14 protein-coding genes are annotated in these 16,590 nt (G+C 62.8%); 3 read left to right on the top strand and 11 right to left on the bottom strand.

The window, feature by feature from the left end; all coding sequences use genetic code 11:
• The first annotated feature begins 229 nt into the window (after positions 1 to 229).
• Entirely contained in the window at positions 230 to 1,360 is a 1,131-nt protein-coding gene (locus AC1RDJ_RS20680; protein WP_493028532.1) for an alpha/beta hydrolase, read from the top strand.
• A gap of 74 nt (positions 1,361 to 1,434) precedes the next feature.
• On the opposite strand, the gene secA is transcribed toward AC1RDJ_RS20680, so the two are convergent.
• Positions 1,435 to 4,203 (bottom strand): preprotein translocase subunit SecA, encoded by a 2,769-nt coding sequence (gene secA / locus AC1RDJ_RS20675; protein ID WP_289889494.1) that lies wholly within the window; start codon positions 4,201 to 4,203, stop codon positions 1,435 to 1,437.
• 279 nt (positions 4,204 to 4,482) lie between these two features.
• Here secA and AC1RDJ_RS20670 point away from each other — a divergent pair, with 279 nt between their 5' ends.
• Positions 4,483 to 4,992 carry a DciA family protein gene (locus AC1RDJ_RS20670; protein WP_071325276.1) on the top strand — a complete coding sequence of 170 codons (510 nt, stop codon included), beginning with the start codon at positions 4,483 to 4,485 and terminating at the stop codon, positions 4,990 to 4,992.
• Positions 4,993 to 5,151: 159 nt separating this feature from the next.
• Here the strand turns inward: AC1RDJ_RS20670 and lpxC are convergent, their stop codons facing one another.
• The 3 genes from lpxC to AC1RDJ_RS20655 all read right to left on the bottom strand — a co-directional run bounded on the left by lpxC (position 5,152) and on the right by AC1RDJ_RS20655 (position 7,968).
• Positions 5,152 to 6,087: a UDP-3-O-acyl-N-acetylglucosamine deacetylase gene (gene lpxC / locus AC1RDJ_RS20665; RefSeq protein WP_071325277.1), complete on the bottom strand. Its 936-nt coding sequence runs from the start codon at positions 6,085 to 6,087 to the stop codon at positions 5,152 to 5,154.
• 75 nt (positions 6,088 to 6,162) lie between these two features.
• The gene (locus tag AC1RDJ_RS20660) at positions 6,163 to 7,005 is read right to left on the bottom strand and encodes a DMT family transporter (RefSeq protein ID WP_071326693.1); all 843 of its coding nucleotides are present in this window, start codon (positions 7,003 to 7,005) and stop codon (positions 6,163 to 6,165) included.
• A gap of 192 nt (positions 7,006 to 7,197) precedes the next feature.
• Positions 7,198 to 7,968, bottom strand: coding sequence for a helix-turn-helix transcriptional regulator (locus tag AC1RDJ_RS20655; RefSeq protein WP_493028531.1), 771 nt, complete (start codon positions 7,966 to 7,968; stop codon positions 7,198 to 7,200).
• Positions 7,969 to 8,086: 118 nt separating this feature from the next.
• Here AC1RDJ_RS20655 and AC1RDJ_RS20650 point away from each other — a divergent pair, with 118 nt between their 5' ends.
• Positions 8,087 to 8,854, top strand: coding sequence for a class I SAM-dependent methyltransferase (locus tag AC1RDJ_RS20650; RefSeq protein WP_493028559.1), 768 nt, complete (start codon positions 8,087 to 8,089; stop codon positions 8,852 to 8,854).
• Between the two features lie 48 nt (positions 8,855 to 8,902).
• Here the strand turns inward: AC1RDJ_RS20650 and AC1RDJ_RS20645 are convergent, their stop codons facing one another.
• From AC1RDJ_RS20645 to murG, 7 genes are all read right to left on the bottom strand, one after another.
• Positions 8,903 to 9,409 (bottom strand): peroxiredoxin, encoded by a 507-nt coding sequence (locus AC1RDJ_RS20645; protein WP_071325280.1) that lies wholly within the window; start codon positions 9,407 to 9,409, stop codon positions 8,903 to 8,905.
• 267 nt (positions 9,410 to 9,676) lie between these two features.
• Positions 9,677 to 10,885, bottom strand: coding sequence for a cell division protein FtsZ (ftsZ, locus tag AC1RDJ_RS20640; RefSeq protein WP_436501024.1), 1,209 nt, complete (start codon positions 10,883 to 10,885; stop codon positions 9,677 to 9,679).
• 155 nt (positions 10,886 to 11,040) lie between these two features.
• Positions 11,041 to 12,273 carry a cell division protein FtsA gene (gene ftsA, locus AC1RDJ_RS20635; protein ID WP_010394955.1) on the bottom strand — a complete coding sequence of 411 codons (1,233 nt, stop codon included), beginning with the start codon at positions 12,271 to 12,273 and terminating at the stop codon, positions 11,041 to 11,043.
• A 44-nt stretch (positions 12,274 to 12,317) separates the two neighbouring features.
• A complete protein-coding gene (locus AC1RDJ_RS20630) occupies positions 12,318 to 13,136 on the bottom strand; it encodes a cell division protein FtsQ/DivIB (protein ID WP_071325281.1) in 819 nt (272 codons plus the stop codon).
• A gap of 1 nt (position 13,137) precedes the next feature.
• Positions 13,138 to 14,106: a D-alanine--D-alanine ligase gene (locus tag AC1RDJ_RS20625; RefSeq protein WP_493028530.1), complete on the bottom strand. Its 969-nt coding sequence runs from the start codon at positions 14,104 to 14,106 to the stop codon at positions 13,138 to 13,140.
• A 1-nt stretch (position 14,107) separates the two neighbouring features.
• Positions 14,108 to 15,511: a UDP-N-acetylmuramate--L-alanine ligase gene (murC, locus tag AC1RDJ_RS20620; protein ID WP_071325283.1), complete on the bottom strand. Its 1,404-nt coding sequence runs from the start codon at positions 15,509 to 15,511 to the stop codon at positions 14,108 to 14,110.
• Between the two features lie 10 nt (positions 15,512 to 15,521).
• A complete protein-coding gene (murG, locus tag AC1RDJ_RS20615) occupies positions 15,522 to 16,577 on the bottom strand; it encodes an undecaprenyldiphospho-muramoylpentapeptide beta-N-acetylglucosaminyltransferase (protein WP_071326694.1) in 1,056 nt (351 codons plus the stop codon).
• Positions 16,578 to 16,590: the final 13 nt, after the last annotated feature.

Genomic DNA, 16,590 nt, shown 5'->3' with positions numbered 1-16,590 from the left:
AAGCGCGCCGCCCAGGGAGGATGTCATGGCGCATGCTCAGTCATACCGAATGCCACGCAACGGCGCAGGACCCTCAGGCCTGCTGCACCGCCTCCTATGCCTGCTTTGCCTGCTGGCCTGGCTGACGGCCTGTACGGCCCCGCCTGGAGCAAACGATCGCGCAGTCGACCACGCCACTGAACCGTCCTCCACAGCGCCGCCGGCCGCCGAAACGCCGCCAGCCGCAGCATTGCCCCCCACGACCGGGGGGCGGCCACCATCCACCTTCCCATGGAGCAGCTCCTGGTCGGGCATCGGCGGCTTGCTCGGCAACCTGGGCAACCTGGCCGGCAGCAGCGCCACGCTGAAGTCCGACAACGATCCGCCGCCAGACGGCGCCGTGCACGTCACCGTGTATTACGCCACCGACAGGCAATACCAGCCCGCCAGCCGCAACTATGGCTGGCAGCCGAACCGCACGGTACCCTACCTGAGCTACGGCAGCGTCCTCGTCAGCATCCCTGAAAAAAGAGCGCCGGGCGAACTGCCGCTGCCGCCCTGGTACGACATCCTGTCCGGCGACGATGCGCAACAATATGTGCTGGTCAAGGGAGGCACGCGCCTGTCGCGCGCGGATTTCCTCGCCACCGTCAAGGCCAGGATACAGGCCGCCCCGGAACGCCGCGCCGCCTTCATCTATATCCATGGCTACAGCAATTCGTTCGACGACGCCGCCCGGCGCACGGCGCAGATGGCGGTCGACCTCGATATCGGCGCCCTGCCCGTGTTCTACAGCTGGCCGTCGAAAGGCACTCTGGCCGGCTACGAATACGACCAGAATTCGGTCGAATGGACGCAGGCGCACCTGCAAGCCTTCCTGGCCGACTTCGCGGAGCACTCGTCCGCCACGGATATCTACATCATCGCCCACAGCATGGGCAACCGCCCGATGACGCTGGCCCTGGCCAGCCTGCTGGAACGGCGCCCCGACCTGCTGCCCCTGTTCAAGCAGGTGGTGCTGGCGGCGCCGGACATCAATGCCGATGTCTTCCGCGACCAGATCGCCCCCCGCTTCGCCAGCCTCAGGCTCCCCGCCACCCTGTACGCTTCCGCGAACGACAAGGCGATGCGCGCCTCCTACAATTTTGCCGACTGGGACAGGATAGGCGACATCCGCGGCCCCGTCGTCGGCATACCCGGCATGGAACTCGTCGACGCCTCGGCCGTCATCATGAATTTCATGGGCCATGATTACTTCGCCAGCAACCGCGTCTTGCTGACCGATATCGCCACCATGATCAAGACGGGGCAACGGGCAAGGAACCGCGGTGGCTTGAAGGGCATTCCATCCGGCGCGCCGCAATACTGGGCATTTCCCTGAGCCGAAGCCAAGCGTGCCAGACATAAAAAAACGGAGACCGCAGTCTCCGTTCTTGTCCAGCCTATCGGCTTGGCTTAAGCAAGCTTGCCGTGGCAAGCCTTGTACTTCTTGCCGCTGCCGCATGGGCATGGGTCGTTGCGGCCCACTTTGACGCCCATGCTCACGCTCAAGTCGTCGACGTTATCCATATTGCCGCCGGCCGTAGGGGCCAGCAACTCTTCCGGCGCCGCGTTCGGGTCGAACTCGGCGTGCTGGTAGTGCACGTTTTCCACGTGCGACTGCTGCATCGCCTGTTCGGCCGCATCGACTTCTTCGCGCGACTGGATGCGCACCGTCATCACGTGCTTGGTGACGTCGTTCTTGATCATGTCGAGCATCTGGCCAAACAATTCAAACGCTTCGCGCTTGTATTCCTGTTTCGGGTTCTTCTGCGCGTAACCGCGCAGGTGGATACCCTGGCGCAGGTGGTCCAGCGCCGCCAGGTGTTCACGCCAGTGGCTGTCCACGCTTTGCAGCATGACATTGCGCTCGAAGCCGCCAAACGATTCCTTGCCGACGATATCGATCTTCGACTGGTACACGGCATCGGCCGCGACCAGCACTTTTTCCAGGATTTCTTCGTCCGTCAGGGTCGCATCGGCTTCCAGCATCTGCTGCAACGGCAGATCGAGCTGCCACTCGCCGGACAGGGTGTTTTCCAGGCCCTTGATATCCCACTGCTCTTCCACCGATTCCTGCGGCACGTACTGGTGCACCAGGTCGGTGAAGACGCCATGGCGCAAGGAGGCGATCATGTCAGAAATATCGGTCGTTTCCAGCAGCTCGTTACGCTGCTGGTAGATGACCTTGCGCTGGTCGTTGGCGACGTCATCGTATTCCAGCAATTGCTTGCGGATGTCGAAGTTGCGTGCTTCCACCTTGCGCTGGGCCGATTCGATCGAACGCGAGACGATGCCCGCTTCGATCGGTTCGCCTTCCGGCATCTTCAGGCGGTCCATCACGGCGCGCACGCGGTCGCCCGCGAAGATGCGCAGCAGCGCGTCGTCGAGCGACAGGTAGAAGCGGGACGAACCCGGATCGCCCTGGCGGCCGGCACGGCCACGCAGCTGATTGTCGACGCGGCGCGATTCGTGGCGTTCGGTGCCGATGATGTGCAAGCCGCCCGCATTGACCACGTGGTCATGCAGCGATTGCCATTCATCGCGCAGCTTCTGCGCCTGCTCCGCCTTGTCGGCGTCGCTCAGCTCGGGATTGGCTTCGATGAACTTGATCTGGTTTTCCACGTTACCGCCCAACACGATGTCGGTACCGCGACCGGCCATGTTGGTGGCGATGGTGATGGCTTTCGGACGGCCGGCCTGGGCGATGATTTCCGCTTCGCGCGCATGCTGCTTCGCATTGAGCACGTTGTGCGGCAAACCGGCCTTGGTCAGGATACCCGACAGCAGTTCCGAATTCTCGATCGAGGTCGTGCCCACCAGCACGGGCTGGCCGCGCTCGTAGCAGTCACGGATGTCGTTGAGCATCGCGTTGTACTTTTCCGCCGACGACTTGTAGACCTGATCCTGGCGGTCCTTGCGCTGCAGCGGACGGTTTTGCGGGATCACGACCGTTTCCAGGCCGTAGATTTCCTGGAATTCGTACGCTTCCGTATCGGCCGTACCGGTCATGCCGGCCAGCTTTGCGTACATGCGGAAGTAGTTCTGGAAGGTGATCGAGGCCAGGGTCTGGTTCTCGTTCTGGATCTTCACGCCCTCTTTCGCTTCGACAGCCTGGTGCAAGCCATCGGACCAGCGGCGGCCCGTCATCAAACGGCCCGTGAATTCATCGACGATCACCACTTCATTGTTCTGCACCACATAGTGTTGATCCTTGAAGTACAAGGCATGCGCGCGCAGGGCCGCATACAGGTGGTGCACGAGGGTGATGTTGGCCGAATCGTACAGCGATGCGCCTTCCGGCAGCAGGCCCATCTCCATCAGGATGCGTTCGGCTTTTTCATGGCCCGCTTCCGTCAGCAGCACCTGGTGCGCTTTTTCATCCTTGGTGTAGTCGCCCGGCACCTCGACCTTGCCCTTGCCGTCCGGCGTTTCTTCGCCGATCTGCAGGGTCAGCATGCCAGGCACGGAATTGATCTTGTGATACAGGTCGGTATGGTTCTCGGCCTGGCCCGAAATGATCAGCGGCGTGCGCGCTTCATCGATCAGGATCGAGTCGACTTCATCGACGATGCCGAAGTTCAGGCTGCGCTGCACGCGCTCGCGCGCTTCGTAGACCATGTTGTCGCGCAAGAAGTCGAAACCGAATTCATTGTTCGTGCCGTAGGTGATGTCGGAGTTGTACGCCTGCTGCTTGGCGCTGTGCTCGATTTGCGACATGTTCACGCCCGTCGACAGACCCAGCCAGGCATACAGGCGGCCCATGGTCTCGGCATCGCGCTGTGCCAGGTAATCATTGACGGTAACGATGTGCACGCCCTTGCCCGACAAGGCGTTCAGGTAGGCGGGCAACGTTGCCATCAGGGTCTTGCCCTCGCCCGTGCCCATTTCCGCGATCTTGCCATAGTGCAAAACCATACCGCCGATCATCTGCACATCGAAATGGCGCATGCGCAGGACGCGCTTGCTGGCCTCGCGGCAGACGGCGAACGCCTCAGGCAACAAGGCATCGAGCGATTCGCCACCGGCGATGCGTTCCTTGAAGGCCGGCGTCTTCGCTTGCAGCTCGGCATCCGTCAGCTTTTCGATGGTCGGCTCGAGCGCATTGATCTCGCGTACCGTTTTTTGGTATTGCTTGAGCAGCCGCTGGTTGCGGCTACCGAAAATCTGGGTCAGTAATGACATGCTTGAATTCTTGAAAAAACGCCGTTAAAAAAAGCTCGGTAGGCAACAACGAGGTAGTAATCGCGTCACCGCACGGAGTTCGACTATGGCAAAAGACGATGATTTTATCATGCGTTCCCGACATGGTTGGGGTAATGCGCCATATAACAATAGCTTAATGACAAACAAATGGCAGAAATTGCGGACATTTTCCATACTGTAAGGCAATGCGACGGGCCAGACAACGGCGCGCCGGCCGCCGCGCTCGTCATGCGCGGGCGAGTGTGATATGTTTCGGCCATGCGAACTCCCACTTATTCTCCGGCACCGCGCCGCGGCTACGGCTTTGCCCGTTCGGGCCCGGCCGCCACGGGCGCAACTGACTTTCTGCGCGGCAACGCGACGATGGCATCGCTGATGCCGACCGTCACGCGCCTGGCCGCCCTGCAAAAAGACTGCGCCAGGGCCTTGCCGGCGATGTTCGAGCATTGCGACATCCTGCAGTTCGAAAGCGGACAGCTGGTGCTGGCCACGCCCAATGCGGCGCTGGCGGCCAAGCTCAAGCAGCAATTGCCGAAACTGCAAGGGGAACTGGAAAGGAAGGGCTGGCAGATTTCAGGCATCAAGCTGAAAGTGCAGGTCATCAAGAGCATCGCGCCCATCGTGCACACGCGGGCGCTGGTCTTGCCGGAAAAGGCCATGTCGGCCCTGGAAGAGCTGAGCACTGCCCTGCCCGCATCGAAGCAGAACGAGCAGTTGATCGCGGCACTGCGCAGTTTAGTGCGCCACCACCGCGAATCAAAAGATTAAGACTGTCCGACGACATTTTGACACCTCAGAAAACCGTAGCGAGCGGAAGGGAGAGGTGGCTAAGAAGCGCAACCGTACGAAGTACGGGGGCGCCGAGCCGGTGAGCATCGCAGGCCGCCTATACCGACGCGCAGTAGGGTTAATGAGGTGTCGCTCAGATCAGGTCAGCGACCACTCGCGCTCCATCTGGCGCAGGTACGATTGCGGCGCTTCCTCGTTGGTGGCAAACGAAACGATTTCATACGATTCCGGCTGCTCGAGCAGCGCCAGCAGCAACTGGTTGTTCAGCGCGTGGCCGGACTTGTGCGCCGTGTAATAGGCCAGCAAGGGGTGGCCGACCAGATACAGGTCGCCGATGGCGTCGAGGATCTTGTGGCGCACGAACTCGTCTTCATAGCGCAAGCCATCCGCGTTGAGGATGCGGTACTCATCCATGACGATGGCGTTTTCCAGCGAACCGCCGCGCGCCAGGCCCATGCCGCGCAAGCTTTCCACGTCCTGCATGAAGCCGAAGGTGCGCGCGCGCGCCACGTCATGCACATATGACACGTCGCCGAAGTCGACCGAGGCGCGCTGCATCGTGCCATCGACGGCCGGATGATTGAATTCGATGAAGAAATCGAGCTTGAAGCCGTCGTACGGCGACAATCGCGCCCATTTCTCCGCGTCGCCCTTGCCATGGCGCACTTCCACCGGCTTGATGACCTTGATGAACTTCTTCGGCGCTTCCTGCTCTTCCACTCCCGCTTGCTGCAGCAGGTAGACGAAGGACGAGGCGGAACCATCCATGATGGGAATCTCTTCCGCATTCACGTCGATATACATATTGTCGACGCCCAGGCCGGCCGCGGCCGACATCAGATGTTCCACGGTAGACACCCTGGCGCCATCCTTGATCAGCACGGAAGCCATGCGCGTATCGCCCACGGCCATGGCGCTGGCGGGAAACTCCACCACGGGTTCGAGGTCGATACGGCGAAACACGATGCCCGTGTCGATGGCGGCCGGACGCAAGGTCAGCTCCACCTTGGTTCCCGAATGCAAGCCGACACCGATGGTGCGGACCAATTGTTTGATAGTGCGTTGTTTTAACATCCCACGATTATATCTATTTGCCGGATTTTCGTTGCGGTGCGGCATGGCTCACGCCAGAAATACCACAAGCGTTCCTCACGGATGTTCGCTTTCCGCATGCACGGCTTCACGGCGCACCAGGTAAATCCCGCTGCCGATGATGATGGCCGCGCCGATCAGCGTATATTGGTCCGGCAGCGCGCGCCACAGCAGCCAGTCCAGGGCCATGCCCCAGGCCAGGGCCGAGTATTCGAACGGCGCCACGCTCGATGCCTTGCCATGGCGAAACGCCTCCGTGATGGCCAGCTGGCCCAGGAAGCCGCTGACGGACAGGCCCGCCAGCAGCCACCAGTCCTCGCGGCGAATGCTCACCCACTCGTGCGCCGACAGGGCCACGCCGCCGATGGCCATCATCACCATCAGCCAGAAGACCATGCTTTCGCTGGCATCGCTGCGGCTCAGGATGCGCCCCGTGACGGCGGAAATGGCGTAACAGGCGGCCGAACCCAGCACCGCCAGCCCGGCCAGCGAAAAGAATCCCGAACCGTCGGGGCGCAGCGCCACCAGCACGCCCAGCAGGCCCACGGCGATGGCGCACCAGCGCGCCAGGTCGACTTTTTCCTTCAGGATAAAAACCGACAGGACCGTGATCAGCAAGGGCGCGACGAAGAACAGCGCATACGTCTCGGCCAGCGACATGCGCTTCAAGCCGTACGCGAACAGCGTGATCATCAGCACGCCCAGCACGCCGCGCAGCACATGCAGCGGCCAGCGCACTTTCAGCACGTTCCTGAAGGCGCCACGGTACAACAGGTACAGGCACACGAGCGGCAGGGACGACAGCGCGCGCAAGGCCGTCACCTGCATGGCGGGATAGTGGGCAGACAACAGCTTCATGGCTGTGTCCATCAGGGAAAACATGGCGACCGCGGCCAGCATCACATAGATGCTGCGCAGGTTCGAGGATGGGGAAGACAAAGGAAACTCCTGGCGACAATGCGGCTAACTTCGGCTGCTCGTTGCAGCTTGGACCGTCATCATGGCGACGGCCGGAGCCAGGACCCCATGGCAAGGCCATGCGGTCAGCCTGATTATAACAAGCGCGACCGTTTTACATTTTCAAAGGGACAACTACACGGGCAACAGCATCACCAGTTTCAGCTCATGCTGGCGCGCCAGGTGCAGGGTCACCTGGTTGAAGCTGAGCGGCCCCTGCTGCGCATGCTGGAAGCGGCGCAAGCCGCCATCGCGGCCCTGCACCTGCTGCGCGCCCCACCACAGGCGGAAGTCCGCGCTGGCCGCGGCCAGTTCCGCGATCAGCCCGGCCAGCGGCGCCTGATCCGCATGGCGGCCGATATCGGCGCGAAACTCCGCCACCAGCCGCTGCGCCCGCTCGGGCCAGCCGACGACCAGGGCACGCGCGCACGGCTCGAGAAACATGAAGCGCAGCTGGTTCGGCGCGACGGCATCGCCGCGCAGCCAGTCGGCGAACAGGATCGCCGCCGCCCCATTCCATGCCACGGCATTCCATGCCCGGTCCAGGATATAGGCGGGGGCAGCGATGGCGGCAACGATGGCCGCCAGTTCGGCGGCGGCGGGACCATCGCCCTCGCCTGCCCCCTGGCTGGGGTCATGCCTGTCAGCCACTTCGAACAGATAGGCGCGCTCGGCCACGCTCAGCTGCAGCACCTGGGCCAGGCGCGCCAGCATCCTGGCCGAGGCCGACACGGGCCGCCCCTGCTCCAGCCACGTCAGCCAGGTGGGACTGACGTCGCACAGCTGCGCCAGCTCTTCGCGCCGCAAGCCGGGCGTGCGCCGCCGCCCGCCACCGGGCACGCCCGCCATGGCGGGGGTGAAGGCTTCGCGCCGGGCGCGGATGAATTCGGCGAGTTTGTTCGACATGGCAGGGTTCAGGACTCAGGGTTTTATGGTAGTAGTTATACCAGTATAAGTTATGGTCTTGTTACAGGATAATTTTATGCCTATTCTGCAGGAACTTACTCACGAACCGGAGAAAACCATGCAGCAGCACGATGTTGTCGCCGAACAATTCGGCAAGACCGCCAACGCCTACCTGAGCAGCGCAATCCACGCGCAGGGCGCCGACCTGGTGCTGATGCAGGAATGCGCGCGCCGCCATGGCAAGCCCACCGTCCTGGACCTGGGCTGCGGCGCCGGCCACGCCAGCTTTGCCGTCGCCCCCGTGGCCGCCTCCGTCGTCGCCTACGACCTGGCGCAGCCGATGCTCGACGTCGTCGACCACGCCAGGGCGCAGCGCGGCTTAGCCAATATCCGCACGCAACGCGGCGACGTGGCCAGCCTGCCGTTTGCCGACGCCAGCTTCGACATGGTCGTGACGCGCTTTTCCGCCCACCACTGGAACGACGTGGCCGGCGCCCTGACCGAAGCGTGGCGCGTGCTGCGTCCGAACGGCACCCTGCTGGTGGTCGACATCGTGGCGCCGAAGACGGCCCTGTACGACACCACCCTGCAAGCCGTGGAAATGCTGCGCGACGCTTCGCACGTGCGCAACTACCGCGCCTGCGAATGGGGCGCCAAGTTCGACAACGCCGGTTTCACGCACCAGCTGCGCAGCGTGTGGAAGCTGACCATGCGGTTCGACGAATGGACGGCGCGCATGCGCACCCCGGGCGAGCGAGTGGCCGCCATCCGCAACCTGTTCGACGGCACGCCCGAGGAAGCGCGCCGGTATTTCGCGCTGCAGGACGATTACTCGTTCAGCATCGATGCGGCCATGTTCGAGGCCACCAAGCCGTCGGTACAGTAAACGTAAAAACGGCGCCGATGGCGCCGTTATCATGCAAGCGAGTAGCGCTTAAGCCAGTTGGCCCAGCAGCGTTTCCGCATTCGACACTTCAAACTTGCCGCCCTGCTCGACGTTCAATTGCGTCACGACGCCATTGTCGACCAGCATCGAGTAGCGCTGCGAGCGCGTGCCCATGCCGAACTTGCTGAAGTCGGCGTCCAGGCCCAGCGCCTTGCTGTAGGCGGCATTGCCGTCAGCCATCATGCGCACCACGCCGGTGGCTTTCTGATCACGGCCCCAGGCGCCCATCACGAACGCGTCGTTGACGGAGATGCACCAGATTTCATCGACGCCCTTGGCTTTCAGGTCGGCAGCGTGCTGCACGTAGCCCGGCACGTGCTGTGCGGAGCAAGTCGGGGTGTAGGCGCCCGGCAGGCCGAAGATGGCGATCTTCTTGCCTTTGACCAGGTCTTGCACGTTGAACGTGTTCGGGCCCAGTGCGCAGCCTTCGGTTTCGCTTTCGATGAATTCGGCCAGGGTGCCTTCTGGCAGTGTGTCGCCGATCTTGATGGTCATGTTGACTCCTTGTGTACTGTCGGTTGAAGGCGCTGCCAACTCCATGGAGTGGACAGCGCCCGTGATCTGGTTCGGCTAGCGTAAAGTCATCCCCAATCGATGATGGTGATTTCTCGAAGATGACTTATGCTGGCTCAGCGCGATAGTATGCCTGACTTGCCGTATTTGTGCAGAAAATGGCCAGGAAGGCAAAGGCAAACATCAAGAAAACGGATAAAAAAACGGCGGCCCTCAGGCCGCCGTCATCGTTGCTGACATCAGATCACCTTAGTCGGCCTGCTTGCGCAGAAACGCGGGGATATCGTACGTCTCCATGCCATTCTTTTCCATCGCACGCACCTGCTCGGAAGCCGATTCGCGGCGCCATACTGCCGGCGCCTTCATGCCGTCGAAGCCGGCAGCCGGCGTAGCCACGCCAACCGTCGTCGCCGCCGCCTGCGCGCTACCCATGGCAGCCGATGGAGTCAACGGGCTGTTGTGGGTACCGGTGCGCAGCACTTGCTGCGGTACCAGCTGGATGTTTTTCTTGGCGCGGCCCAAGCCCGTGGCCACCACGGTCACGCGGATGTCGTCGCCCATGGCGTCGTCGTAGGCGATACCTTGCGCGATCGACGCGTCCGGCGCGGCAAACGCGCGCACGGCAGCCATGACTTCCTTGATCTCTTTACCTTTCAAGCCACGGCTGGCCGTGACGTTGACCAGCACGCCGCGCGCGCCGGAGAGATCGATGCCATCCAGCAGCGGCGAAGCGACTGCCTGTTCGGCGGCGATGCGCGCGCGGTCGACGCCGGAAGCGGTCGCCGTACCCATCATGGCCTTGCCCTGCTCGCCCATGATGGTTTTCACGTCGTTGAAGTCGACGTTGATATGACCCGGCACGTTGATGATCTCGGCGATGCCGGCCACCGCGTTGTTGAGCACATCGTCGGCATGCTGCATCCATTCCAGCATGCTTTCGTCTTCGTAGATCTCTTCCAGTTTTTCATTGAGGATGATGATCAGCGAATCGACGTGCAGGGACAGCTGCTCCAGGCCTTCGTCGGCGATGTCCATGCACTTCTGGCCTTCGTACGAAAATGGCTTGGAGACCACGGCCACCGTCAGCGCGCCCAGTTCCTTGGCCACTTCCGCGACGATAGGCGCCGCGCCCGTGCCCGTGCCGCCGCCCATGCCGGCAGCGATGAAGACCATGTGCGCGCCGCGCAGCGAATCGGCGATGCGCGCGCGCGATTCTTCGGCCAGCTGGCGGCCCACGGCCGGCTTCATGCCGGCGCCCAGGCCCGTATCGCCGATCTGGATGATGTTGTGGGCCTTCGATGTCGACAGGGCCTGTGCGTCGGTATTGGCGGCAATGAACTCCACGCCCGACATGCCTTTGTTGATCATGTGTTGGACTGCATTGCCACCCGCACCGCCGACGCCGACGACCTTGATGACGGTACCTAAAGCTGTGTTATCGACCATATCGAACTCCATGATGTGCTCCTATCAGATGCGGTTTCCAAGCGCCAGGCCTCATATTGGTAGGAGAACTGGAGATTGAAAACTGCGGTTAAATATAAAATTAAGTTTATGTGTGTTTACCTGCGATGCTGCCAAAAAACCTGTCATGCCGGGCCAGAAGCACGCCCTTAAAAATTCCCTAAAAACCATTCCTTCATGCGCTGCCAGACTGCCTTCACCGAGCCGTCCTGACGCGTCACGATGTGGCCGCGCAGGTATTGCTTCTTCGCTTCCAGCAGCAGGCCAAGCACCGTGGCATAGCGCGGACTGCGCACCACGTCGGCCAGCTGTCCCCGATACTCGGGCGTGCCCAGGCGCGCCGGTTTCAGGAAAATATCTTCCGCCATTTCCACCATGCCGGGCATGATGGAAGTGCCGCCCGTGAGCACGATGCCCGACGACAGCACGCCTTCGTAACCGGATTCGCGCACCACCTGGTGCACCATCGCAAACAGCTCTTCGACGCGCGGTTCGATCACTGCCGCCAGCGCCTGGCGCGACAGGTTGCGCGGACCGCGGTCGCCCAGGCCTGGCACTTCCAGCGATTCGCCGGGATCGGCCAGGACCTGCTTGGCCACGCCATAGCGGATCTTGATTTCTTCCGCTTCCGCGGTCGGGGTGCGCAAGGCCATGGCGATGTCGTTGGTGATCTGGTCGCCGGCGATGGGAATGACTGCCGTATGGCGGATCGCGCCATCGGAGAATACCGCCACGTCGGTCGTGCCGCCGCCGATGTCGATCAGCACCACGCCCAGCTCTTTTTCATCGGGCGTGAGCACCGCATCGGCGGACGCCATCGGCTGCAGGATCAGGTCCGACACTTCCAGGCCGCAGCGGCGCACGCACTTGACGATGTTCTGCACCGCCGACACGGCGCCGGTGACGATATGCACCTTCACCTCCAGGCGGATGCCGCTCATGCCGATCGGCTCGCGCACATCTTCCTGGCTGTCGACGATGAACTCTTGCGGCACCGTGTGCAGCAATTGCTGATCGGTCGGAATGTTAACCGCTTTTGCCGTCTCGATGACGCGCGCCACGTCGGTCGCCGTCACTTCCTTGTCCTTGATGGCCACCATGCCGCTGGAATTGAAGCTGCGGATATGGCTGCCCGCGATGCCCGCGTAGACATTGCGGATCTTGCAGTCGGCCATCAGCTCGGCCTCTTCCAGCGCGCGCTGGATGGACTCCACCGTGGCCTCGATATTGACCACCACGCCTTTTTTCAGGCCCTTCGATTCGTGCTGGCCCAGCCCGATCACTTCGTGGCGCCCGTCGGACATCACTTCGGCTACCACCGCCACCACTTTCGAGGTGCCGATGTCGAGGCCGACGATCAGGTTTTTCGCGTCTTTTGTCATTTCTGTCGCCTAATGTATGGGCTATTCGTTAATTGATTATTCGGTTAAGTCGGTTTTTTAATCGGACTGCCATTTTTCTTCCTGATCGCTGCTGCCGGCCTGCCATCCTTGCCTTCGGCCGGTATCACCAGGCCTGCGGAACTGAGGGCCAAGCCGTTCTGGTAGCGCATATCGATCGTGTCGATATTTTCCAGCCGGCTCGCCAGCTGCGGGTAGATACCCACCAGCCGGTCGACCCGCGCCTTCAGGGTCGTATGATTCTGCTCGCGTCCCAGCGCCACGCTCATGCCGTTATTCAGTTTCACGGTCCACGCATAGCGGCTCGACAGCGACAGGGTCTCGGGCACCATCTTCAGCGGCGCGAACCATTTTTCCAGCTGCACGTAAGTAGCCAGCACTTCCTTCTCGCTGCCATCGGGGCCGGAAAACGCGGGCAACTCATGGTCATCCTCGGCCTCGGCCACATTGGCGGTAAACACGTCGCCCTTGACCGACAGCAGGCGTCCATCCTCGCCCCAGGTACCCAGCGCCTCATGTTCTTCCAGCGCCACGATCAGCTGGTTGGGCCACTCGCGCCGCACGCTGGCGCGGCGCACCCAGGGCACCGATTCGAACACGCCGCGCACGCTTTCCAGGTTGGTCGTGAAGAAATTGCCCTTGATGCGCCCCAGCGTGCCGCTGCGCAGGGTCAGGTAATTCACGTGGCGCAGGCCCTTGTCGTCCGCGCTTTCCACCTTGATGCTGCGCAGGTCGAACATCGGGCGCTGCGACACCCACCAGACGCCGGCCGCCACGCACACGACCAGCACCGCGGCCAGCAAGCCGTTGGCAGTCGTATTCAGGCTTTTAGCGTCATGCCACATATCAGCGTTTTCCCTTGTGCATTTTCAGGCTTGCGCCGGCGACGATTTCCAGGCACAGGTCTTCATAGCTGGTGCCTTCCGCGCGCGCCGCCATCGGCACGAGCGAATGGCCCGTCATGCCCGGCGAGGTATTCACCTCCAGCAAAAACAGCTTGCTGTCGGCCGCGCGCATCAGCACATCGACCCGTCCCCAGCCTTCGCAGCCGAGGGCGCGGTAGGCTTCCAGGGCGATACGCTCCATCTCTACGATGATCGCCTGGTCCAGCTGCGGCGGGCAGAAATACTGCGTATCGTCCGTGAAGTATTTGTTCTGATAGTCGTAATTGCCCTGCGGGGCGACGATTTCAATCGGCGGCAGCGCGCGCGCCGTGGCGCCCTTGCCCAGGATCGCGACGGTGAATTCGCGGCCCTTGATGAATTCCTCGGCCAGCACCGAATCATCGAGGCCGGCGGCGATGTCATAGGCGGCCTGGAAGGCCGACGCTTCGTTGACCGTCGTGATGCCGATGCTCGAACCTTCATGCGGCGGCTTGACGATCAGCGGCAAGCCCAGTTCCGCGGCGACCTTGGCCAGGTCGGAGCTGTCGTTCAGCACCGCGTACTTGGGCGTCGGCAACTGGTGCATCAGCCAGATCATCTTGGTGTAGACCTTGTCCATGCCCACCGAGCAGGCCATCACGCCGCTGCCCGTGTAGGGAATGCCCAGCTGTTCCAGCGCGCCCTGCAGGCTGCCGTCTTCGCCGAAGCGGCCGTGCAGCGCGATGAAGACGCGGTCGAATTTCTCGGCGGCCAGTTCGGCCAGGCTGCGTTCGCCCGTGTCGAAGCCATGCGCATCCACGCCATGGCTTTTCAATGCGGCCAGCACGCCCGCGCCGGACATCAGCGACACTTCGCGCTCGGCCGAGCGGCCGCCGAACAGGACGCCGACCTTGCCCAATTGTTTTACGTCGATAGCTGAAGCTTGGTTCACATCAGGCCTTTACAGTGTTGGATTGATACGTAGTCAGTTGTTGCGGGATGCCGCTGATGGAGCCCGCACCCATGGTCAGCACGACGTCGCCGTCGCGCGCCACGCTCATGATGGTGTCGGCCATGTCCTTCATGGACTCGACGAAAATCGGTTCGATCTTGCCGCGCGCGCGCAGCGCATGCGCCAGTGCGCGGCCGTCGGCGGCGACGATAGGCGCTTCGCCCGCCGCATACACTTCGGACAGCAGCAGCACGTCCGGTGCACTGAGCACCTTGACGAAATCCTCGAACAGATCGCGCGTGCGACTGTAGCGGTGCGGCTGGAAAGCCAGCACCAGTCGGCGGCCCGGGTAGGCGGCGCGCGCCGCGGCCAGGGTTACTTCCGTTTCCACAGGGTGGTGGCCGAAATCGTCGACCAGCGCGAAGCTGCCGCCGTTCGGCAGCGCCACGTCGCCATAGCGCGTGAAACGCCGGCCCACGCCGGAGAATTCGGCCAGGCCCTGCTGCGTGGCGGTATCGGCGATGCCGATTTCACGCGCGATGGCGATCGCCGAGCAGGCATTCTGCACATTGTGCATGCCAGGCTGGTTCAGCACCACGTCGAGGTCCGGATAGCCTTCCTGCAGCACGGTGAAATGCATTTCCAGCCCTACGGCGCGCGCATTGATGGCGCGCACTTGCGCGTCTTCCGCAAAACCGTAGGTGGTGACCGGCTTGGTCACGGACGGGATGATGGCGCGCACGTGCGGATCGTCGATGCACAGCATGGCGCGGCCATAGAACGGCAAACGGTGCGTGAACTGCACGAACGCCTGCTTGAGCTTTTCAAAATCGTGCTCGTAGGTGTCCATGTGATCGGCGTCGATATTCGTGATCACTTCGATCATCGGCGTCAGGTTCAGGAACGAGGCGTCCGATTCATCGGCTTCGGCCACCAGGTAGTCTCCCGAGCCGAGTTTCGCATTCGCGCCGGCGCTGGTCAGGCGACCGCCGATGACGAAGGTGGGATCGAGGCCGCCCTGCGCCAGCACCGACGCCACCAGGCTGGTGGTGGTGGTCTTGCCGTGCGTGCCGGCGATCGCGATGCCGCGTTTCAGGCGCATCAACTCGCCCAGCATCACGGCACGCGGCACCAGCGGGATCTTGCGCGCGCGCGCTGCCGCCACTTCAGGATTGTCCTGCGGGACGGCGCCCGACGTGACCACCGCATCGGCGTCGCCGATATTTTCAGCCGCGTGACCGAGCATGACGGTCGCGCCCAGGCTCGCCAGGCGCTGCGTCGCCGCATTGCTGCCCAGGTCGGAGCCCGACACCTTGTAGCCCAGGTTGACCAGCACTTCGGCGATGCCGCTCATGCCGCTGCCGCCAATGCCGACAAAGTGGATATTGTTTACTTTATGCTTCACAGAGCTAACCTCATGCCAGTTTTTCCAATACGTTTGCGATCGCCTCATTGGCGTCGCGCTTGCCTGCTGCCAGTGCCGCCTGCGCCATCTGCTGGCAGCTGTCGCGGTCCAGCGACGCCAGCAAGGCGCTCAGCGACGCCGCACTCATTTCCGTCTGCGGCAGGTGAATCGCCGCGCCTTGTTGCGCCATCCATTGCGCGTTGTCGCGCTGGTGGCTGGTGGTCGACGCCACCAGCGGCACGAGCACGCTGGCCACGCCGGCCGCCGTCAGTTCCGACAGGGTGATCGCGCCGGCGCGGCAGATCACCAGGTCGGCCTCGGTATAGGCCCTGGCCATGTCGTCGATGAAGTCGACCACATTGGCTTGCACGCCCGCCTGCGCATAGGCGGCATGCAGGGCGTCGATATTCTTCTTGCCCGACTGGTGCGTCACCAGCGGGCGTTCGCCCTCCGGCATCAGCGCCAGCGCGGCGGGCAGGTTGTCGTTCAGCGCTTTCGCGCCCAGGCTGCCGCCCACCACCAGGATGCGCAGCGGTCCGCTGCGTCCCGCGAAACGCGGCGCCGGCGGCGCCATGGCCAGGATCTCGGCGCGCACGGGATTGCCCGTGACGACGGCCTTGCCGGCGGCGTTGCCGAAGTCGGCGGGAAAACCGAAACACACTTTCTGCGCCAGCGGCACCAGGGTCTTGTTCGACAGCAGCAGCGCCGCGTCGGCATTGACCAGCACCAGCGGCACGCCTTTCAGGCGCGCCATCAGGCCGCCCGGCACGGTGACGTAGCCGCCCATGCCCATCACCACGTCCGGCTTGCGGCTGGCGATGAAACGGCGGATGGCAAAGAAGCTGGCCAGCATCTTGAAGCCGCCCTTCAGCGTGTGCGCCAGGCCCTTGCCGCGCATGCCCGAGAACGCAATGGCGTCCATCGGGATGCCGCTCTTCGGCACCAGCTCCTGCTCCATGCCGTGGGTCGTGCCCAGCCAGCTCACCTCCCAGCCGCGCGCGCGCATCGTCTGCGCAATCGCCAGGCCAGGGAAAATATGGCCGCCGGTGCCGGCCGCCATGATCATCAGTCGTTTAGTC

The sequence above is a fragment of the Janthinobacterium sp. GW822-FHT07H10 genome (genome assembly GCF_058798675.1).
The sequence above is the reverse complement of the archived record's forward strand: the minus strand, read 5'-3'. Positions and strand labels throughout refer to the sequence as shown.